Source organism: Delftia sp. K82 (assembly GCF_002193035.1).
GTDB lineage: Bacteria > Pseudomonadota > Gammaproteobacteria > Burkholderiales > Burkholderiaceae_C > Comamonas > Comamonas acidovorans.
In genome coordinates, this window is record NZ_MYFL01000003.1 from 726166 (window position 1) to 744740 (window position 18575).

Annotated in this window: 15 protein-coding genes; 14 read left to right on the forward strand and 1 reads right to left on the reverse strand. The window is 62.0% G+C overall.

Features of this window, described 5'->3' with window-relative positions; translation table 11 throughout:
- Positions 1–103 precede the first annotated feature (103 nt).
- From KDK82_RS20190 to KDK82_RS20250, 14 genes are all read left to right on the forward strand, one after another.
- Positions 104–1159: a PilN domain-containing protein gene (locus tag KDK82_RS20190; protein ID WP_083393549.1), complete on the forward strand. Its 1056-nt coding sequence runs from the start codon at positions 104–106 to the stop codon at positions 1157–1159.
- Complete coding sequence (gspM, locus tag KDK82_RS20195) at positions 1156–1731, forward strand: type II secretion system protein GspM (RefSeq protein ID WP_074920512.1); 576 nt, start codon at positions 1156–1158, stop codon at positions 1729–1731. The genes KDK82_RS20190 and gspM overlap by 4 nt, the downstream gene beginning before the upstream one ends.
- Entirely contained in the window at positions 1728–2396 is a 669-nt protein-coding gene (locus KDK82_RS20200) for a hypothetical protein (protein WP_088166026.1), read from the forward strand. The genes gspM and KDK82_RS20200 overlap by 4 nt, the downstream gene beginning before the upstream one ends.
- Positions 2397–2416: 20 nt before the next feature.
- On the forward strand, positions 2417–4876 hold the full coding sequence (gspD, locus tag KDK82_RS20205; protein ID WP_088166027.1) for a type II secretion system secretin GspD: 2460 nt from the start codon (positions 2417–2419) through the stop codon (positions 4874–4876).
- A 53-nt stretch (positions 4877–4929) separates the two neighbouring features.
- Positions 4930–5340, forward strand: coding sequence for a hypothetical protein (locus KDK82_RS20210; RefSeq protein ID WP_088166028.1), 411 nt, complete (start codon positions 4930–4932; stop codon positions 5338–5340).
- Between the two features lie 520 nt (positions 5341–5860).
- Positions 5861–7474, forward strand: coding sequence for a cell surface protein (locus tag KDK82_RS20215; protein WP_088166029.1), 1614 nt, complete (start codon positions 5861–5863; stop codon positions 7472–7474).
- A gap of 87 nt (positions 7475–7561) precedes the next feature.
- A complete protein-coding gene (locus KDK82_RS20220; protein WP_256974519.1) occupies positions 7562–8491 on the forward strand; it encodes a peptidylprolyl isomerase in 930 nt (309 codons plus the stop codon).
- A 144-nt stretch (positions 8492–8635) separates the two neighbouring features.
- Positions 8636–9436 carry an ABC transporter permease gene (locus tag KDK82_RS20225; protein ID WP_074920501.1) on the forward strand — a complete coding sequence of 267 codons (801 nt, stop codon included), beginning with the start codon at positions 8636–8638 and terminating at the stop codon, positions 9434–9436.
- On the forward strand, positions 9433–10707 hold the full coding sequence (locus KDK82_RS20230) for an ABC transporter ATP-binding protein (RefSeq protein WP_074920499.1): 1275 nt from the start codon (positions 9433–9435) through the stop codon (positions 10705–10707). Before KDK82_RS20225 ends, KDK82_RS20230 begins: the two co-directional genes overlap by 4 nt.
- Positions 10704–11597: a hypothetical protein gene (locus KDK82_RS20235; protein WP_143343494.1), complete on the forward strand. Its 894-nt coding sequence runs from the start codon at positions 10704–10706 to the stop codon at positions 11595–11597. Before KDK82_RS20230 ends, KDK82_RS20235 begins: the two co-directional genes overlap by 4 nt.
- Before the next feature lie 20 nt (positions 11598–11617).
- On the forward strand, positions 11618–12493 hold the full coding sequence (locus tag KDK82_RS20240; RefSeq protein WP_088166031.1) for a bifunctional 2-polyprenyl-6-hydroxyphenol methylase/3-demethylubiquinol 3-O-methyltransferase UbiG: 876 nt from the start codon (positions 11618–11620) through the stop codon (positions 12491–12493).
- 7 nt (positions 12494–12500) lie between these two features.
- A complete protein-coding gene (locus tag KDK82_RS33255; RefSeq protein WP_256974520.1) occupies positions 12501–12971 on the forward strand; it encodes an acyltransferase in 471 nt (156 codons plus the stop codon).
- 30 nt (positions 12972–13001) lie between these two features.
- Entirely contained in the window at positions 13002–13205 is a 204-nt protein-coding gene (locus tag KDK82_RS33260; RefSeq protein ID WP_256974521.1) for a hypothetical protein, read from the forward strand.
- A 332-nt stretch (positions 13206–13537) separates the two neighbouring features.
- Positions 13538–14680, forward strand: coding sequence for an acyltransferase (locus KDK82_RS20250; protein ID WP_088166032.1), 1143 nt, complete (start codon positions 13538–13540; stop codon positions 14678–14680).
- Here the strand turns inward: KDK82_RS20250 and KDK82_RS20255 are convergent.
- Entirely contained in the window at positions 14603–18358 is a 3756-nt protein-coding gene (locus KDK82_RS20255; RefSeq protein WP_088166033.1) for a methyltransferase domain-containing protein, read from the reverse strand. The genes KDK82_RS20250 and KDK82_RS20255 overlap by 78 nt on opposite strands.
- Between the last annotated feature and the right edge of the window lie 217 nt (positions 18359–18575).

Sequence of the window (18575 nt, forward strand, 5' to 3'; positions counted from 1 at the left end):
TGCGAATGGATGGGAGCCCATGGCACTGAGTACTGATACAAAGCTGTTCGGGCTGGACCTCAGTGCGGCGGCTGGGCAATTGCGTGCTGCATGGGGCCAACTGATGGGCCTGCCGCTGCTGCGCCGCAGCCTTCCCGCTGCCTTGGTGCGTGTCGTGAAGGCTGATGGAGGGCTCGCCCATGCGTGGGTGCGTGCAGGCCAGTGGCATTGGGCCGTTGAACGCGAGGCAAGCGGACGCAAGCCTTCAGGCTCGGCCGTGCTGATGGGCGGTGATCAACTGCTGCTGCGCACCTTGCGTATGCCTTCGCTGTCTGCTCAGGCATTGCACGGTGCTGTTGCGCTGGATGTGCAGACCATGTCGCCGTTTCCCGCGCTCGAGACGCTCTGGGCCTATGTGGTGGCCACGGACCCCGCAGGAGGGCAGCGTGTGGAGCTGGTGATCACGTCGAATGCGCTGGTGCAGCAAGCCCTGCGGGATGCCGCTGGCCAGTTGGCCGGACAGGCGCAGCCGGAGATCTGGGCCAGCACATCGGCCATGCCTGTGCTGCTCGCAGGCTTTGGCGAGGGGCCGCGGCTGGCCCGTGAATCCCGGCAACGCCGATGGATTGGTGCCGGCCTTGCGGCCATCGTGGCGGCAGGCCTGGCCCTGGCCATCACGCCGACTGCCAAGCTGTATCTGCAAGCCGTCGACGCCAGCAGGAAATTCGACCAGATCGTGCGCGAGACACGGGAGGTGACGGCCCAGCGCCAGGGCCTGGTGACCGGGGTCGAGGAGATTGCCGCGCTTCAGAAGCTGCAGCGCGAGCAGATCAATCACCTGCAGGTCATGGCAGCGCTCACACAATTGTTTCCCGATGACACGGCTGTACAGCGGGTATCGTTCAGTGGATCCAAGCTGGCGATCCAAGGCCTCAGCAGCAATGCATCCAACGTGGTGCAGCTCATGTCCAAGGCTCCGGGCTTTTTGGAGGTGCGCATGCCCTCAGCCGTGACGAGGGCGTCGGGATCCAACAAGGAAAGCTACACCGTCGAGGCCGTGCTGGACCCCAAGGTCTTTGGCGTCCTGGCTTCGCCTGAAGCAGAAGCACAGGCAGCTCCTGACGCTACCAGCGAAACGCCTGAAACCCCTGCTGCGGCAGAAAAGAAAGGCACACCATGATCAATCCAACGCCCGGTCTGTCGGGGCGGCAAATCCTGCTGTTGACGCTGTCGGCGGCTGTATTGGTGCTTCCCCTGGTGCTGGTGGCCTTGTGGGTATACGGAAAGCACCAATGGGCCGATGGGCAGCTCGCATCGCTGGAGCCGCGCTATGCGCGCGTGCTGGGCATGCAGCAGCAGCAGACCGAGATCCAGGAGGCTCTGGAGCAACTGCAGGGCATAAGGGCCCAGCATGTATATCCCGGGGATAGTGACAGCACCCAGACCGGCAACGGCGTGCAGCAGCAACTGCGTTCCGTGATGGACCGCGCGGGCCTGTCGGTGACCAGCAGCCAAGTCAAGGCGACGTCGGAAGAGGGACCCTACGAGCGTATCTCCGTTTCCATGACCGCCGAAGGGCCATGGCCTGCCGTCCAGATGGCGCTGGCATCCGTGCGCGCCATACAGCCGACGATCTGGGTGGATGACCTGCAGGTCAACCTTCGCGGCAGTTTGCAAAACACCAATCCCCAACTGGCGCCCGATCTCAGCGCCCAGTTCACCGTCAGCATCTTCCGGAGCAAGGTGTCATGATGCAGCGCAATTTACTGGGCGCCGCCGAGGGCGTGATGCTGCTGGCGCTGTGCGGCGCATTGGCATGGTCATGGCTGACTCCGCAATTGCACCTGCGCCAGACCGGCTGGACACCGCCTGAGCCACTGAAATCCAACCTTCAGGCGCTGATGCCGCCCCCGTCTGCAGCTCCCGGCAGGGGGGAGGAGGAGCGCTGGCTGTTGACCATGCAGGAGCGCCCCCTGTTTTCCATGAGCCGCAAGCCGCCACCACCCGTCAAGAAGGTGGAGGCTCCGCCGCCCGAGCCGCCGGACGTGTGGAAAGACGCCAGTGTGCTGGGCACTTTCCAGGGGCAGGCATCGGGCGCCATCGTGCGCCTGGAAGGCAAGGACCAACGCCTGATGCTCAATCAGAGCCTGGGTGGCTGGAAGCTCGTTGGTATCCAGGGGCGCTATATCGAGCTTGAACGCGCGGGCACTAGGCGCACCATAGACCTCAAACGAGCCGCGCTTGACAAGGGGCCGAATCTACCAGCAGGTGCTCGTGCGCCGACTCAGCGGCCGTCCGAACCGGTGGCCGCGCAAGCGGCTCCGGAGCCTGCCGCAGCCGATGCTCCGGCACCGCCGCAGCGCACATCCAGGGCTGTATTCGGCGGATCCAGGGCACAGCGTGCCGACAAACCATGAACAGATGGGTTAAGAACACCATGAAATTTCCCAACCGCCCCGTGCGCACCGTGCTGGCGTTGGCTGTCTGCCAACTGCTGCTGGCTTGCGCGCAACCCAATAGAAACAACTTCGTCAGCCACTTCAGTGAAGCAAGCTCTGCGCAGGATTTTTCCTTTGCTGCAGACGAGGCAGATGGCTCCGTGAAAACGGGCAAGAAGAAGAGCGAGTCCGACGAGTCCCAGCCCCGGGTGATCGAAGGCACCGGAAAGCTGCTGGGCAAGGCCCAGGATGCGCCTGCCGTCAAGGGGGACTCCATCAAGCTCAGCTTCGAGGAAGCCCCCCTGGCCCAGGTCGTGCGAACCATACTGGGCGACCTGCTGTCGGTCGACTATGTGCTGCACCCGCCCATCTCCGGCACGGTCACGATGAGCACGCAGAATGCCGTCTCGGCGGATCAGGCGCTCAATCTTCTCGAAACCGCACTGCAGGCCAACGGCATGGCCATGGTGCGCGATGTGCGGGGCACTTACCACGTGGGCCGCATCGATGCACTCAAGAGCATTGGCGCGAGCGTGCGCCAGGCAAGCGTCGGCACTCAGATGGCTCCCGGCTACGGCACCATCCTCGTGCCGCTCCAGTACATCGGCGCCAATGAAATGGCGGCCATCCTGCGTCCCATGGTTCCCTCCGACGCCATCGTGCGTGTGGACAACGTGCGCAACTTGCTGGTCATGGCGGGCTCGCGCGCCCAGGCCGAAGGCTGGCTCGACATGGTTCGCACTTTCGACATCAACCTGCTTGAAGGCATGTCGGTGGGTGTGTTCCCACTCAAGTATGTCTCGGTGCAGGAGGTGAGCGCGGCCCTGCAGCTGGTCGGCGGTGGGGGTGCCGCCGCAGGTGCCCAGGGGGCCGTGGCTCCTGCAGGTGCCGCCGCCGTGCGCTCTGGTACGGTGCCCGGTACGGCAGCGGCCGGGGCCGCAAGCGCGGTGGCTGGCCTGGGTGAAGGCAACCCGCTATTTGGCGCTTTGCGCATCATGCCCATAGAGCGGCTCAACAGCATCCTCGTCATCACGCCGCGTGCGGCCTATCTGGAGGAGGCTCGTCGCTGGATTGCCAAGCTGGACCAGCCTGGCAGCGGTGGCAGTCAGGCACAACTGAACATCTACCGCGTGCAAAACGGCAATGCCCGGCATCTGGCGGGTGTGCTGTCCGGTATCTTCGGTGGTTCCACGGGCGGCACCAGCACCAATAGCGGCGTCGCGCCGGGACTGGGCACCTCGACCAACACGGGGTTCGGCAACAGCAGCTTCGGAAACAGCAGCTTTGGCAACAGTAGCTTCGGCAACAGTAGCTTCGGCAACAGCGGATTCGGCAACAGCGGATTCGGCAACAGCGGATTCGGCAACAGCGGCTTTGGCAATAGTGGATTCAACTCGGGCACTGGACTGCGCACGGGCAGCACGGGTTTCGGGCAATCGGGCGTTGGCTCACAAACCGGCATCAACCAGGGCACGGGTTCCACCGTGGCCAACCTGGGCACCGTGCGGGTCATGGCCGATGAACTCAACAACTCCGTGTTGGTCTGGAGCACGCCTGCCGAGTACGAACGCATCGAGGCTGCGCTCAAGCGGCTGGATCTGCCCCCCACGCAAGTTTTGATCGAAGCCAGCATCGTTGAGGTTACGCTCAACGATGGCCTGGAGTATGGGCTTCAGTGGGCGTTTAGTGGAGATGTGGGCAACAAGGGGTACTCGGGCTCGGGGCTGATCTCTACCGAATCGAAGCGAACCACAGCTGATATCGCCGCTGCCATTGGGCAAGGTTTCAACTACACGTTGAAGAATTCGGCGGGAACGATCAAGGCAGCACTCAACGCGCTCTCCACCAAGACCAACGTTAAGGTCGTGGCCAGCCCCTCGTTGATGGTGCTGGACAACCACACTGCAGCGATTTCGGTCGGTACACAACAACCTTATCGCTCGGGGGAGATTTCCACGACGACCGTTGGTAGCAGCAATGCCGTCAGCTACCAGTACAAGGATACCGGCGTGAACCTGCAGGTCACGCCCTCGGTCAACGCCGGCAACATCGTCACCATGACGGTCAACCAGATGGTGACCGACGTGGGAGCAAAAGACGAAATCACCCAACAGGTCACCTTCCTGCAGCGGCAGTTGTCCAGCCGAGTGTCTGTGCGCTCGGGGGAGTCCATCGTTATGGGAGGATTGATTCAGGAGAACACTTCCGACGGCCGCAGCGGCATTCCCGTGTTGCATGAGCTGCCGGTGGTTGGGAACCTTTTTGGTTCAACCAACAATTCAATGCGGCGCACCGAACTGCTTGTGATCATCACCCCCCGTGTAGTACGCACCGATGTGGATGTGCGTGACGTCAGCGAAGATCTGCGAGAGCACATGCGCTCCCTGTCTCCGCTCCTTAGAACTCCTGCACAACAAAACAGCTCCAAGCTACCGGCCCTGCCGGAACGCGCCCAGTGAAGCCTCTTGCGCTGGGTCAAACCTGCGATTTATTTGATGGAATTCTGCACAAAATGAAATTTTCCTCTACCAAGCTGTCTTCCCTGCTGTTCGTGGCAGTGTCTGCCACCATCGTGGGTTGCGCCCAGATGCCCGGCCGCTCCACCGAAGATGTGATCACCCAACGCTCCAACGCGTTCTGGGATGCCCGCATGAAGAACAATGCGGCCGAGGCCTACAAGTTCACGCCACCGTCCTATAGGCAACTCAAGGACGTGGAGCGTTTTCGGACCGACTATGCAGGCATTCCCATGGTCGACAAGCGTGAGGTGGTCTCGGTGATCTGCGAAGAGGCGGACGGCCGGTGTGTGCTCAAGCAGAAATTCGATGTCGAGCCTCCCATGATGCGTGGCACCAAAGTACCGGTCTATTCTGATGAAGTGTGGATCCGCGAAGATGGTCAGTGGTGGATTTTCAAGAAGTGAGCGCATGCACACTTGATTTGGGATGCCCTTTGTTAATCTGTGCAATGGCGACTGGATGACATAGGGCTTTTGCTCATTCAGTGCAAGACTAGGCCTACGGCTACCGACGCAATCGCCGGTAGTCATAGGCCTTGTCCTTTTTATATATGCACCCTGTCTTGTGCCAGGGAAGAGGTGGCGGCCATGCGAGCGGCGGGCCGCTTGCCAAGCCGGAGCGGCTTGTGGCTCTGTGGCAACAACGCATGATGTAAAAAGCCGGAGTCTCGAAGTGGCCCATGGTTTGCGTTGCAACTTTTCAGTTACCATCGGCGGGCTTTCCATGGAGGTGCGGCGAGGGCGCAGCTTCTACCGTGGTAAACAGGGTCGCTTGCAGCCGTTTGTCGTTTTTTTGAAACGCTGGGCAAGAAATTGTGCACGGCGAATGGTGTCTTGGCGAGGTTCACTATGCTAGGATTCCCGGGCGATCAATCGTGGTGGTAGTTATCAAACTCCCCTTCCTTTTCTTACTGGAGAAACTTGTATGAAGAAAAATGTTCTGGCCCTGAGCATTGCCACCATGATCGGTGGTCTGGGCTTTGCCGGTGCGGCCTCCGCTGCCCTGGCTGTGAACGAAAGCGGCACTGGCCACATCCTGGTCGTTCCCTACTACACCGCCCAAAACGGCAACTCCACGGTGTTCCACCTGACCAACACCGACCTGGTGAACGGTAAGGCTGTGAAGGTTCGCTTCCGTGGCGCTTCCAACTCCGACGACGTGCTGGACTTCCAAGTGTTCCTGTCGCCTGGCGACGTGTGGACCGCTGCTGTGTCCGCTGACGCCAACGGCCTGGCGCAACTGGTGACCGGTGACAACACCTGCACGGTGCCCGCCATCACTCCTGGTACACCTGTTCCTTTCATCAAGGACCGTCTGAGCCTGGCTTCGTGGACCGACACGCAAAAGAACGCTCAGACCCGCGAAGGCTATATTGAAATCCTCAATATGGCTGACATCGATGGCCTGAAGCGCTACGAGTCCAGCGGCAAGCGTAAGATTGACGGTGCTGCATATGCGGATGGATCTTCCGCTTCGGCCCTGTACACTGCTATCAAGCACGTGAGCGGTAAGGCTCCTTGCACCGCATCCGTCCTGGCTGGCTTGGATGACATCAACCCTGCTCAGAACGCTGCTGTTAACGCAGCTGGCGCACAGACCTACGGCCTGATCGCTCCTACAGACGGTCTGGCTGGTTCCTGGTACGTGATCAACGTGCCTGATTCCACCACGTACTCGGGTTCTGCCACTGCTATCAAGTCTGATGCTGTTGCCCTGAACAACCTGTACTCGCCTCAGCTGGCAAAGCCTGCAGTACTGCCTTCGGCAGACCCGCTGCTGCTCGGCAAGCTGATCGAAGCACAGCACTACGACGTGCCTGACCTGTCCACACCGCTGGAAGGCGCTGTGACGGTTGCGGGTGCCAATGCGCAAGCGATTGCTCTGACCTCCGCTCTGGCTCGCACCACGGTGTCCAATCAGTACGTTACCGACAAGACCATTTCGGCTACGACTGACTGGGTGTTCTCGATGCCCACCCGTCGCTACATGGTTGCAGCTAACTACGCTGCGCCCGTGGGCAAGCCTTTCGGTGTCGCTCTGGCCGCTGGTGGTCTGGCGGCTGCAGCCGCAGGCCCGGCTAACTTCAACACCAACGTTGCCGAGACCGACAAGGTCTACCGCGTGTTCAACACGGATGTCAAGCCTGCTGCTGGTACCGAATTCCTGTTCACGTTCAGCTCTGCTCTGTCCACGGTGAACGAAGCTGGCCAGATCTGCGCAACGGCTGATGGCCAAACGTTCTATGACCGCGAAGAAACCAGCAAGAAGGACGGCGCCGTGTTCTCGCCCGGCACCACCACCAAGCTGGCAGTTTGCGGTGAAGTGAGCGTGGTGAGCTTCGGTGGTTCTTCCGTGCTGGGCGCTGCTGTGTCGCAGAAGAATGCCGTGACTCCCTACACCGATGGCTGGGGCACCGTGTCCTTCAACAAGACCGTTCCGGTGTTGGGCGCTGCCTTCCAAAAGGGTACCAACCCCTCTGCCAAGGCCAACATGGTCGGCAACTATGGCGTGACTTGGCCTCACGTCTACCTGAAGTAATTCGGGTTCATGAGCCCGGTCTTTCGGGCTCATCTATAAAAGCGGGGGTAACCCCGCTTTTTTTATTGGTTTTTTGGAAAGATGGATATGACAATGCAGTTCCCCTTCTCCCGCCACGTCCTGCGCCACAGCCTCCTGGGCCTGGCACTATGTGCTCCGGTGCTGGCTCTGGCCGCGCAACCAGCGGCGGCTGCTTCGCCCGCGGTGCTGGCTTCCGGTGCTGGTGTGAGCGTGACGGTGGATGATCTGCAGGCCGATGCGCAGCGCATTCCTCCCGAGGTGCGTTCGGGCCTGCTGGCGCGCCCCCAGAATGTGAGCCAAATCGCCGACAACCTGCTGGTGCGCCGCTTGATGGCGCAAAAGGCCCAGGCGCAGGGCCTGGACAAGTCCGCCAGCGCACAGGCCGCGCTGAATGTGGCGCGTGACAAGATCCTGTCCGATGCCTGGTTGGCCAAGATCGATGCGGACAACACGCCTTCGGCCGCTGCGGCGGAAGGCCAGGCGCGCAATATCTACAAGGCCCACCCCGAGCGCTTTGCGGTGGAGGAGCAGGTGCATGTGCGTCATATCCTGATTGCCGGGACGGACGATGCAGCGCGTACACAGGCCGAAAAGCTGGTTGTCGACCTGCGCGGTGGAGCCGACTTTGCGGCGCTGGCCAAGGAGCGTTCTGCCGACAAGGGTTCTGCCGCGCGCGGTGGCGACCTGGGCTTCTTCGGCAAGGACAAGATGGTGCCCGAGTTCGAGCAGGCCGCCTTTGCGCTCAAGAAGAACGAGATCAGTGGCCCTGTGCAGAGCAAGTTCGGCTTCCATGTGCTGCAGTTGCTGGACCGCAAACCTGCAGGCCAGCAAGCCTTCGCCGAAGTGCGTGATGCCCTGGTCAAGGAAGTGATCGAACAGGCCCAGGCTGAAGGCCGTGTGGCTGCAGCCAATGCCATCCGCAAGGAGTTCAAGGTGGACGAGGCCGCTGTGCAGGCGTACTCGCAAAGCCAGGCCGCCCAGCCAAAGGCCCAATAAGAAGGTGCATCTTCTGACAGACGTAGCGGGCCGCTTGGCTTAGACTCTCGCCTGTTTTTTTCGCGGCCTGCCTGTCTGAGGCAGGCCGTTTTGCTGTGGTGTCCGGCGTGGTGTCGGGCCGGTGGCTGCAACCGATGGAGTGGCATGCGGACCTTGTGCGATGAATGGAGCGCCTTGTGGCGCTCGCGCCAGTTGATGTGGGTGTTGACGCGGCGCGAGGTCGCGGCACGCTACCAGGGCACGGCAATGGGCGTGGTGTGGCTGTACCTGCAGCCGCTGTGCACGGTGGCTGCCTACTACCTGGTGTTCGACGTGGTGTTTCGCATGCGGCTGGGCGATGGCGCTCCCACGCGCGCCGTCGGCGCCTTCCTGGTGGTGGGGGCCTTGCCGTGGATGGCCATGTGCGATGCGATATCGCGCGGCATGAACAGCCTGATCGACGCGGGCGGGCTACTGCAAAAGAATGCCTTGCCTACGGTGCTCTTTCCCGTGCGGGCCGTTCTGGCCAGCCAGATCATCTTTGCACCGCTGCTGCTGCTGGTGGCCTTGGCCTATGCGCCGCTGCACGGATTCCAGTGGCCAGTAGCCAGCGTGCTTGCGCTGCTGCTGGCGCAGTTGTGCCTGAGCCTGCTGCTGGGCTATGCGCTGGCCATCCTGGCCGCAGCCCTGCGCGATACGGTGCAGTTGGTGGGTTTCCTGCTGTCCGTGGGCATTTATCTGTCGCCCATCCTGTTTCCGCTGACCTTGTTTCCCGAGCAGTGGCGCTGGCTGCTGTGGCTCAATCCCGTGACGGCGCTGGTGCTGGGTTACCAGTCGGCCTTGCTGCAGGGGATGTGGCCGCAGTGGCAGGTCTGGGTGGCGTTGCTGGCCTGGATGCTGCTGCTGGCCGTGGTGCTTTCGATCCTGGTCAAGCGCAGCCGGGATGAACTGGTGGATTGGCTATGAACGCAGCGATGGAATACAAGGGATCGCAGGACGTGGCATTGCGCGTCGAGGGCGTTGGCAAGGAGTACAAGCTTTACGATTCACCGGGTCGCCGCGCACGTGCCCTGCTGACGGGCAAGGCTCTGCACCGCAGCCACTGGGCACTGCGCGATGTGTCCTTCGCCCTGCACCGCGGCGAATGCCTGGGTGTTATCGGTGACAACGGCGCCGGCAAGAGTACGTTGCTCAAGCTGCTGGCCGGCACGCTTCACCCGTCCACCGGCAGCATTTCGCGCGACGGGCGCGTGACGGCGATCCTGGAGCTGGGAGCGGGCTTCCATCCAGAGTTCAGCGGGCGCGACAACCTGTATTTCGGTGGCAGCCTGATTGGCATTGATGCAGCACAGATGCGCACGCTAGAGGCGGAGATCGTTGCTTTTGCCGAGTTGGGCGAAGCATTGGATCGCCCCGTCAAGACTTACTCGTCGGGTATGACGGTGCGGCTGGCCTTTGCGCTGGTGACGGCTGTGCGGCCCGACGTGCTGATCATCGACGAGGCGCTGGCTGTAGGTGATCAGAGCTTCCAGAAGAAGTGTATAGAGCGCATTCTGGATTTCCGGCGCAGCGGTTGCACAATTTTGTTCTGTTCACACAGCCCTTATCACATCCGCCACCTGTGTGATCGTGCGCTGTGGCTGGTCAAGGGGCAGGTGCATGCACTGGGCGAAACCGAGAGCGTGCTGGCCGCCTATGAAGCCGCAAGTCGTGCGGGTGAGGAGCCAGGACAATCTTCCGGGGAACACCCGCAGGCCTTGCCGCAGCAGCAGGCACAGGCGGATGCTGCGCTTTCAAACAAGCCGCATGCCAGCGATGCCGCTCATCTGTTGTCGGTGGACATGCCTGGGCTTGATGCTGCACAGGCCTCGGCCGACGGACTGCCGATCCTGCGTGGTCATGACCTGGAGTTGCGCTTCCGAGCCCATGTGCCGAATGAGGCGGCGCCCAGCTTTGGCTTCATGTTGGAGCAGCTCAATGGTGTGGGCATCACCTCAGTGGCCATGCATACGGAGGGCGTGAAGCCTGTGCGGCAGGCAGACGGCAGCTGGGGCATGGACTTGCGCTTTCCCGAGCTGCCGCTGCATACAGGCGACTACGTGGTCAGCGCCTATCTGTTTGATGAGACGGGTCTGATGGTCATGGATGAGTGGCTGCGTTTTCGGTCCCTGCGCTTTATCTCTGACCAGCCGCTGCCGGGTATCGTGCATTTGCCGCACCGCTGGGAGGCGCCTTGAAAGCCATGGTGCGGCGCCTGTGGTGCGAGGGCAGGGACCTTTTGGAACTGGTGCTGATTCCCGGGCTGGCTGCCGTGCTGCCTTGGACATTTTGCTTTCGGATTTTCCGGCGTTTGGCGCGATGGCAATGGCTGTATCGTGAAGCCTGCGAGGCAGACTGGCGGCAGGCCCATGCCAAGGGGTTTGCGCAGGATCGGCTCCATTGGTTATGGGAGCGCAAGCTGGTGCAACTGGTGGACCATGCGGACCATTACTTGCATCGCACGCGTTCCGATGCCTGGATGCGCCGCCACTTGCAGGTCCGTGGCGATTGGATGGAACATGGAAGGCCTTCATTTCTGTTCACGTTCCATTGGGGTGCGGGCATGTGGGGCCTGCGCCATGCGCGGCAAGCGGGCCTGAGCGTGCACGCGCTCTCCGCCCCGGCTGAGAATGCAAGCTTCCATGGCAGATGGGTGCTCATGCGCTACGTGAAGGCGCGATTGCGTTCCGTGGAGCAGGCTCTCGAACAACCCCTGGTGTTTGTGCCAAGGGGATTGCGCCAGGTCAAGGACGCGCTTGCGCGCAATGAACAGATTCTGGCCTTGCTCGATGTGCCCCAGGACGGCTCTGGCAAGGGGCAGGTGTTTGGGCTGCTGGGCGAACAGGTGTTGCTGTCGATGGCCATACCAGAGATGGCAGCGCGCCAGCCGCAGGCTTATGCGGTCTATGCAACTGGGCTGGATGTGGCCACCGGCCAGAGATTTCTGGAAATCATGTGCTTCGGACCCGGTGCTGGCGCGCAGGATATGACATTGGAAATGCTCGCTCAGCTGGAGGCGCTGATCTGGAAGAGCCCGGCAGCGTGGCATCTCTGGGGACAATGGCCGCGCTTTTGCGCCCGGCAATGATGTTGAACTGAAGGAGGAATATGGCGGATCGATTGAGCTTGTGGGGGCGCCGTTGGCAGGAGCGACTGTTCGGCTTGGCTCCGTGGGATGCAGGCAAGATCACGGATGAGTGGTTTCGCGCACATTTCGACTATGCGGCCGACGTGGTGCATAGCTGGATGGGGCAGGAGTTGGACATGTCCAAGGCGCGGCTGTTGAACTTCGGCTGCGGCGACGGCATCACAGACTTGGCCTTGGTGCTGCGCCATGGGGCCACCCGTATCCACGGCATTGACATCCGCCAGGAGTACACCAAGTTGCCACGCATCGCTCGCGAGCAACTGGGGATGTCGCGAGTGCCTTCGGCGCTCAGCTTTGAGACTATCGTGCCCAACGAGCCGCTGGCCACGCGACATGCGGGCTACGACGGGATGCTTACATGGTCTACCTTCGAGCATGTGCAACGCGACAAGGTGCTGCCAATTCTTGCCGATCTGCATGCCTGTCTACGCCCAGGCGGGGTGTTCTTTTTGCAGATCGAGCCGCTCTTCCATTCACCATGGGGATCTCATCTGCGGCGCTACGACGATGTGCCCTGGCACCACTTGCTGGCGTCGGAGGAGGAACTGTGGCGCATCATCGAAAAGCATGAGGGCCCGCTGGACGCCGCCGAGGTGGACTTCGGCTTTGCCGATTTCGGTGTCGATGGCTACAAGCGCTTTGTCTTCAAGGAGTACCAGGCGCTGAACCGGTTTACTGCAGACGAACTGGTCAATATCGCAAGGCAGGCCGGCTTTGAAGTGTTGCGCGAGGAGCGGCGCCAGGTGGACATGCCCATTCCCGAGGCGCTGGCGGGGCGCTATCCCGAGGAGTGGTTGCGCAACAACGAGATTTTGCTGCTGTTGGGCAAGACCTGACGAAGCCATGCAGGGGCCGGCCCCCACTATCTCTTCACCCGTGCGGCCTGCATATTCCAATGGCTTTGATGCACTGCGCATAGCCGCTGCATCTGCAGTCATTTACAGCCATCATTTCCATATCACGGGCACCAGACCGTCATCGTGGCTGCATGCGGACATGGTGGGCGGCGTGGCAGTGATGACTTTCTTCACGATCAGCGGCTTTCTTGTCACGCTGAGCTGGCTGCGCGATCCGCGTGCGGCGGCCTTCATGGCCAAGCGTCTGTTGCGGTTGTGGCCGGGCATGCTGGTGGCTGTTGTGGTTGGCGTGCTGCTGTTCGGTCCGGCCTTTACTTCATTGTCGCTGAAGGAGTTCTGGCTTCATCCGCAGACCCTGGATCACTGGCGCAATCTGCTGCTGATCAAGGACTACGCCTTCATGTCGGGCGTGTTTGCTTCCAATCCGCTGCCAGGGCTGATGAACGGCCCTTTGTAGACCCTCCCCATCGAGCTGCTGTGCTACGTGGTGCTTGCTGCACTGGGCATATTGGGCGTGCTGCAGTCCAGGCTTCTTGCCAGCTTGGCCGCAGCAGGATATCTGGTCTTTTTCCTGACACGGCGCAATGCCGCTTTGGCTGGAACCATGTTTCATTGGTTCGAGTATCCGGCCTATTTCGCCTATGGATCGCTGATCGCGCTATTGCAGCCTGCCTTTGCTGCCCATGGTTGAAACTTGCTGTTGATCCTGGCACCTGCGGCTGCGGTGCTTTTCTTTGGCTTGAAGGTTGAGCACTCTGCCGGCCTGCTGCTGCTCATCTATTTGGACTCCATGCGTTCTAGGGTGTTTTCCGGGTTGCATCGACTCGGAGATCCTTCTTATGGTGTCTACGTGCTGGGTTGTCTCATCCAGCAGGCCGTTCAGGCACTGTGGCCTCAGCTGCCACTCCAGTCTTGCGCTTGTATGGATGCTTGCGCTGGCTGCTGGCTATGCCTCCTGGCACTGGTCGAGTCGCCGATGCTGCGGCTCAAACACTTTGTGTACCGCACCTAGAAGGGAGTGCCATGTGCAGCGTTGAAGAGAGGGGGAACCGCTTTGACATGCTGCGCTTGACGGCGGCGCTTGCAGTGTTTGTTGCGCACGGAGAGTTTCTTTATCGCCTGCGTATTGCCGAACCCTTTGCCGGCCACAGCCTGGGGTCGCTTGCGGTCTATGTATTCTTCTTCATGAGCGGGTATCTGGTATGCCAGAGCTGGATGCGCGAGCCGGTCTGGCATGCCTTCTGGCTGAGGCGGCTGATGCGGATTTTTCCGGGCCTGATCATGGCCGTGGTTTTCTCGGTTTTCGTCATCGGCTGGGCGATGACCTCGCTTGATTCGCTGCAGTACTGGCAGTCACCGCAAACCTGGAGTCATCTGATCAACAATATGACAGGGCAGGCCACGGTTCAGATACTTCCGGGCGTATTCGAATCCAATCCCTTTGCCTATACGGTCAACGGGTCCCTGTGGACTTTGCGGTATGAGCTGGCGATGTACCTTGTGCTGGCCACCTTGGCATGGCTTGCAAGAGGCAAACGCTGGAGCCACCCCCTCATGGCTGGCGTACTGGCGATCCTGTGGCAGATGGCCAGAGTCAAGGGGTGGGACCAGGGCCTGGATGCCATCCACACCCCGCTGGTCGACATGTTCCGCTGGCGGGACTTCTGCGGATTTGGTGTTCCCTTCTTTCTTGGAAGCACGATGGCTGCGTATGGCATACGCCATCGCGCATGGATGGCTGCAGTCGCGCTGGTGCTGGCTGTATGCGCATTGCTCACCGCCAGCACCTGGATGCGCCAGGTGGCAGTATGGGGATTGGTGGCCTGCGCAAGTTTTTATCTTGCCCATGCAGGCCATGTGGCCGCAAGCCACCGTTGGCGCACCGATCTGTCTTATGGCGTCTACATCTACGCCTTCCCCGTCCAGCAGGCCATGACGGCCATTTGCCTGCGTGAGGGCTGGTCATTGAGCATCTGCATGCTGCTGTCGCTTGCCTTGACATTGGGCCTGGCCTTGATGTCATGGTATGGCGTGGAGCGGCCCTGCATCCGGATGGCGCAGCGATGGCTGGCGTTGCCTGGGCGGCGCCTAGGCCTGCAGCCAATTCTTGACCCGGCGCTGCCAGTGCGCGGGAATACGCCTGGCCACGCCGCGCAGGATGGGTAGCGAGCGCAGGTTGGCCAGCAGGATCAAGGCCCCCGATCTTGCAGCATGGTCCTGGCGTTGCAGGCGATGTGTGGCCAGGAAAGCCGAATCCAGTGGCTGGAGCAGGGTCTGATCGCGCGGCTGCAGCCCCTGGAGATAACCGTCGCCATAGAAAGTGGCTCCCGGCTGGGCGGCAGCACTCCCTGTCGCAGTGAGTTGCTGCGGTGGCTGCCCTTCAATGAAGTGGCGCTCGCGTATTTGCGCGAAGAAGTCCAGCCATTGGGCGGTGCTGGCGTCCCAGGGCATGACCCAGGACCAGTCGCGGCCCGCAAGCCTTTCGGGAAAGGCCCCTATGTCGGGCGCGACGATCGGCAGCCCGGCGACCAGGCAGGCGCTCAGGGTGTAGCTGTAGGTCTCCGGCCATTGGGCAGGGAACCAGGCCAGGTCGGGCTGCAACCACTGCAGCAGAGCAGGCAGTTCTTCTTCCTTGTAGCCGCCGTGCACGGTCAGGCGTGCGCGCGGCTGGGTCTGCAGGCTGCGGTAGCCATAGCCGAGCAGATGGAATTCCACAGGAGCTCCCCGCTTGGCGGCTTCGATCGCCACGGCTTCCAATACGTCGGCGCCCTTGATGGCGCTCATGGCTCCCAGTACGACGATCTTGAGCGGGGCCGTCGCAGCCAGCGGGTGTGCCACCGGGGCCGGCAGCTGTGCCGGCAGGTCGGTGTGGGCAACTGCCTGGACGCGCGCACCGGGCACGAAACCGGAGATCCGGCTGGCCGCGTCCTGGCTGGGGGCCAGCACATGGCGCGCGTTGTTCAGCAGCAGCGCATTGCGGTGGCGCCACTGGGCCACGGTGCCGGCGTAGGGGGCTGTGTCCGTGGGTTCGCAGCAGCCGCATTCGCCCGCGCGGGGCGGCACGACGTAGCGGTTGTCGATGCCGGTCAGCGAGATGTTCTTGCAGTAGGTATAGAAATCATGGGCCGTGAAGTCATGGGCCGCACCCAGACGGGCGGGAAGGTCCAGGATGGCTTCGCTGTGGCCCAGCAGATGCTGGTAGTGCACGTGCACCACGCCCAGTTGGCGCAGGGCCTGCACCAGCTCCTCCATCTGGTCGTTGATGCGGAAGGCGAGCTCGAATGCTTCCTTCTCCTCGGCACGGCGCAGGACCACGACGCCACCGGCGGCCGGGGACAGCATGAGGAACAGCGCCTTGCCTTGCAGGAACTGCGCCAGTTCGCGCACATGGCGCACCGTGCCGCCCGCCCGGTCGTGGAGCACGGCCAGCACCACAGGCTGGTGTGCGGCCTCTGCCTGCAGGCGTGCCACATCCAGCGCAAGGCGTGCGGTGCGCGCAGGGTCGGACTGGACGAAGGCCATGACATCGGCTTCGTAGCGCGGATGCAGGCGGCGCAGGGTTTCCATGGCGGCACGTTCGCGCGGGCTCTTGCTTTCTCCGAAGCTCACGCCGCCTGTGTGCAGCACAAAGGTGTCCAGCAGATGCAGGTTGCGCCAGCCAGCGGCTGCGGCACGCTGGCAGAAGTCGTTTTCCTCGCCATAGCCCTTGCCGAAGTGCTCGGTGTCGAACAGGCCGACGGCGTTCAGGCTGTCGCGGCGGATGTACATGCAAAAGCCCACGCCGGTCGGCACGTCCACCACCTGGCCGGGATTGGTGCGCGCGCACAGCGCATCGATGGCGGCGGTGTCCATACCGGGCGGCAGATCGTTGCCCTCGCAAAAGCGCGGGTAGCTGCAGATGGTGGCGTTGTTGGAAAACGGCGTGACGGAGGCGATGCGTGCATCGCCGTAGGCAGCCTGGCGGATGCGGTCCAGCCAGTCATTGGCGACCACGGTATCGCTGTTGAGCAGCAGCACGTCATGGGCGGTGTTCAGCGCCATGCCCCGGTTGACGGTACCGACGAAGCCGAGGTTCTCCTCGTTCTCCAGCAAAGTGATGCGTTTGTCCTGCGCCGCGCGTTCACGCAGCCATTGTGTGACGCCTGGCTCCGGGCTGGCGTCATTGATGACGATCAGCTGCCATGGCGTTCGGCACTGACTGGTCAGCACGGATTCGATGCAGCTGCGCGTGTCATCCAGTCCTCGGTAGACGGGAACAATCACATCTACGGGGAGGTCGGGAATCGTCTGTGGTACGGGTGTACGGACAGCCGCCGCTACCGGTTTGCGGCCCAAAAGTCGATCAAGGCGCATCTTTGCGTGGACGAGCGGGCGCGTTGCCCGGAATATGGTGGAGTTTTCGATACTGTGTAGATGCTGCACAAGCTGCGCAAAGTCACGCTGTACCCGACTGGCTTCCTGCTGCCAGCGTGCGCGCTCTTGGCTTTGTACTTGGTGGCTTTCGTCGAGCAGGGCGTTGCGGTGCTTGAGCTGACCTATAGTTTGGTCGCGGTGCTGGATATCTTTCTCCAACTCGGAGCGTTGATGGTTCCATCGGTCCTGTGCGGCGGCTGCCTGCTCAAGCTGGCTCTGCAATGGCCGAACCACCTGCGAGAGTGCCAGATAGTCTGCGGACATGGGCCAGCCCAGTTCTATCTCAAGCGAGGCTCCTGGATGCGTTTCAAGGATAGAAGAGGGAATGGGCAGTTCGAACCAGGGATCATCACCGGTCAGCAGCAGCATCAACGAGAAGGCTGCGGGAGGGCAGGGCGCATTCCATGCGATCTGTTGATGGGGGCGCTGCCCCAGTAGTGCTGATTCAGTATCCTTCGGTATCCATTGCCAAGCTGTGCCATTGTGGGTATCCACCAGCGAAATCCGGTGCAAATGCACAAAGCCAGGACGATCAGCAGGGTCCAGCCGAAGATGACTTACAGCCGCCCCGTCGGATGGCAGCTGGAAACGCAGGGTCTGGCGGGCTTGGCCGATGCTTCCTGTGGTCGATAGCTTGTCGTGTTCCTCATACCGTCCATTGCGGGCGATATAGAGCTGGGCCGTGAACAGCGCATGCCCCTGGGGGTAGTTCAGCGGCGGCTCGATGGGCAGCGCCTGGGCCGCTGGCGCCGCACTGGCGATGAACTGGTAGGCCAGTGCATCGGGCGTGGCCAGCAGGTGGCGGGCAACGGCAGGGGGCAGGCTGTCGTAGGCGACGCGGAATTCCGATTCGGGAAGGGCGCGCTCGATGGTGTCGATGTCATCGACCTGCCAGCCTTGTTCGGCCAGAAAGCGCGACAGTGAGCGCCGCGTGAAAAAGCGCAGGTGGGTGCGGTCCAGCAGGCCTTCTTCGCGGTAGCGGAATTCGCCGTGCAGCAGTTCTGCCACCAGGCCGCTGTAGCCTGCATTGGGCACGGAGATCAGCAGACGGCCTTCGGGTGTCAGCCGCTTGCGGCAGGCAGCCAGAATGCGCTCGGGCTGGCGCAGGTGCTCGAGCACGTCGGCGCAGACGATGTAGTCATAGCGCTCGTCGCCGAAGAGCTGGTCCAGGTCGCAGTCCTCCAGGTCGGCCACATGGACATGGCGGTAGAAGGGCGCGGCATGGCGTGCCTCTTCCTGGCTCAGGGTGACGCCGTCGCAGACGCATTGCTTGTGCTCGGCGAGGAAGGCGCCCAGCGCGCCGCTGCCGCAGCCCAGATCCAGTATGTGCGCCTGGGCCCGGACATGGCCGGCCAGCACGGACAGCGACGTGCGCTCGTTCAGATCGACGGTGCGCAGGTAGACGTGGGGATCGGGAATGGGTGTGGTCATAGGAAATGAGGTGCCAAGCGCGGTCCGGGCAGGGATCGATCGCCCGTCATATTCATCTGCGCCAGTCGACCGTGGCCGGTCCGCAGAGAGCAGCAGGGCATGCCCACGCCAGGCGCAAAAAATCCCGGAAGTCCGGGCGGCAGATTGTCGCGCATCATAATCCCGGCCACCGCAGTGATTGCTTGGCATGGCAGGTTAATGACATTTTGTGCGGCTG

Coding starts and splice junctions, on each gene's coding strand:
- KDK82_RS20190 (WP_083393549.1), top strand. CDS start 104: ATGGGCCTGCCGCTGCTGCGCCGCAGCCTTCCCGCTGCCTTGGTGCGT.
- gspM (WP_074920512.1), top strand. CDS start 1,156: ATGATCAATCCAACGCCCGGTCTGTCGGGGCGGCAAATCCTGCTGTTG.
- KDK82_RS20200 (WP_088166026.1), top strand. CDS start 1,728: ATGATGCAGCGCAATTTACTGGGCGCCGCCGAGGGCGTGATGCTGCTG.
- gspD (WP_088166027.1), top strand. CDS start 2,417: ATGAAATTTCCCAACCGCCCCGTGCGCACCGTGCTGGCGTTGGCTGTC.
- KDK82_RS20210 (WP_088166028.1), top strand. CDS start 4,930: ATGAAATTTTCCTCTACCAAGCTGTCTTCCCTGCTGTTCGTGGCAGTG.
- KDK82_RS20215 (WP_088166029.1), top strand. CDS start 5,861: ATGAAGAAAAATGTTCTGGCCCTGAGCATTGCCACCATGATCGGTGGT.
- KDK82_RS20220 (WP_256974519.1), top strand. CDS start 7,562: ATGACAATGCAGTTCCCCTTCTCCCGCCACGTCCTGCGCCACAGCCTC.
- KDK82_RS20225 (WP_074920501.1), top strand. CDS start 8,636: ATGCGGACCTTGTGCGATGAATGGAGCGCCTTGTGGCGCTCGCGCCAG.
- KDK82_RS20230 (WP_074920499.1), top strand. CDS start 9,433: ATGAACGCAGCGATGGAATACAAGGGATCGCAGGACGTGGCATTGCGC.
- KDK82_RS20240 (WP_088166031.1), top strand. CDS start 11,618: ATGGCGGATCGATTGAGCTTGTGGGGGCGCCGTTGGCAGGAGCGACTG.
- KDK82_RS33255 (WP_256974520.1), top strand. CDS start 12,501: ATGCAGGGGCCGGCCCCCACTATCTCTTCACCCGTGCGGCCTGCATAT.
- KDK82_RS20250 (WP_088166032.1), top strand. CDS start 13,538: ATGTGCAGCGTTGAAGAGAGGGGGAACCGCTTTGACATGCTGCGCTTG.
- KDK82_RS20255 (WP_088166033.1), bottom strand. CDS start 18,358: ATGACCACACCCATTCCCGATCCCCACGTCTACCTGCGCACCGTCGAT.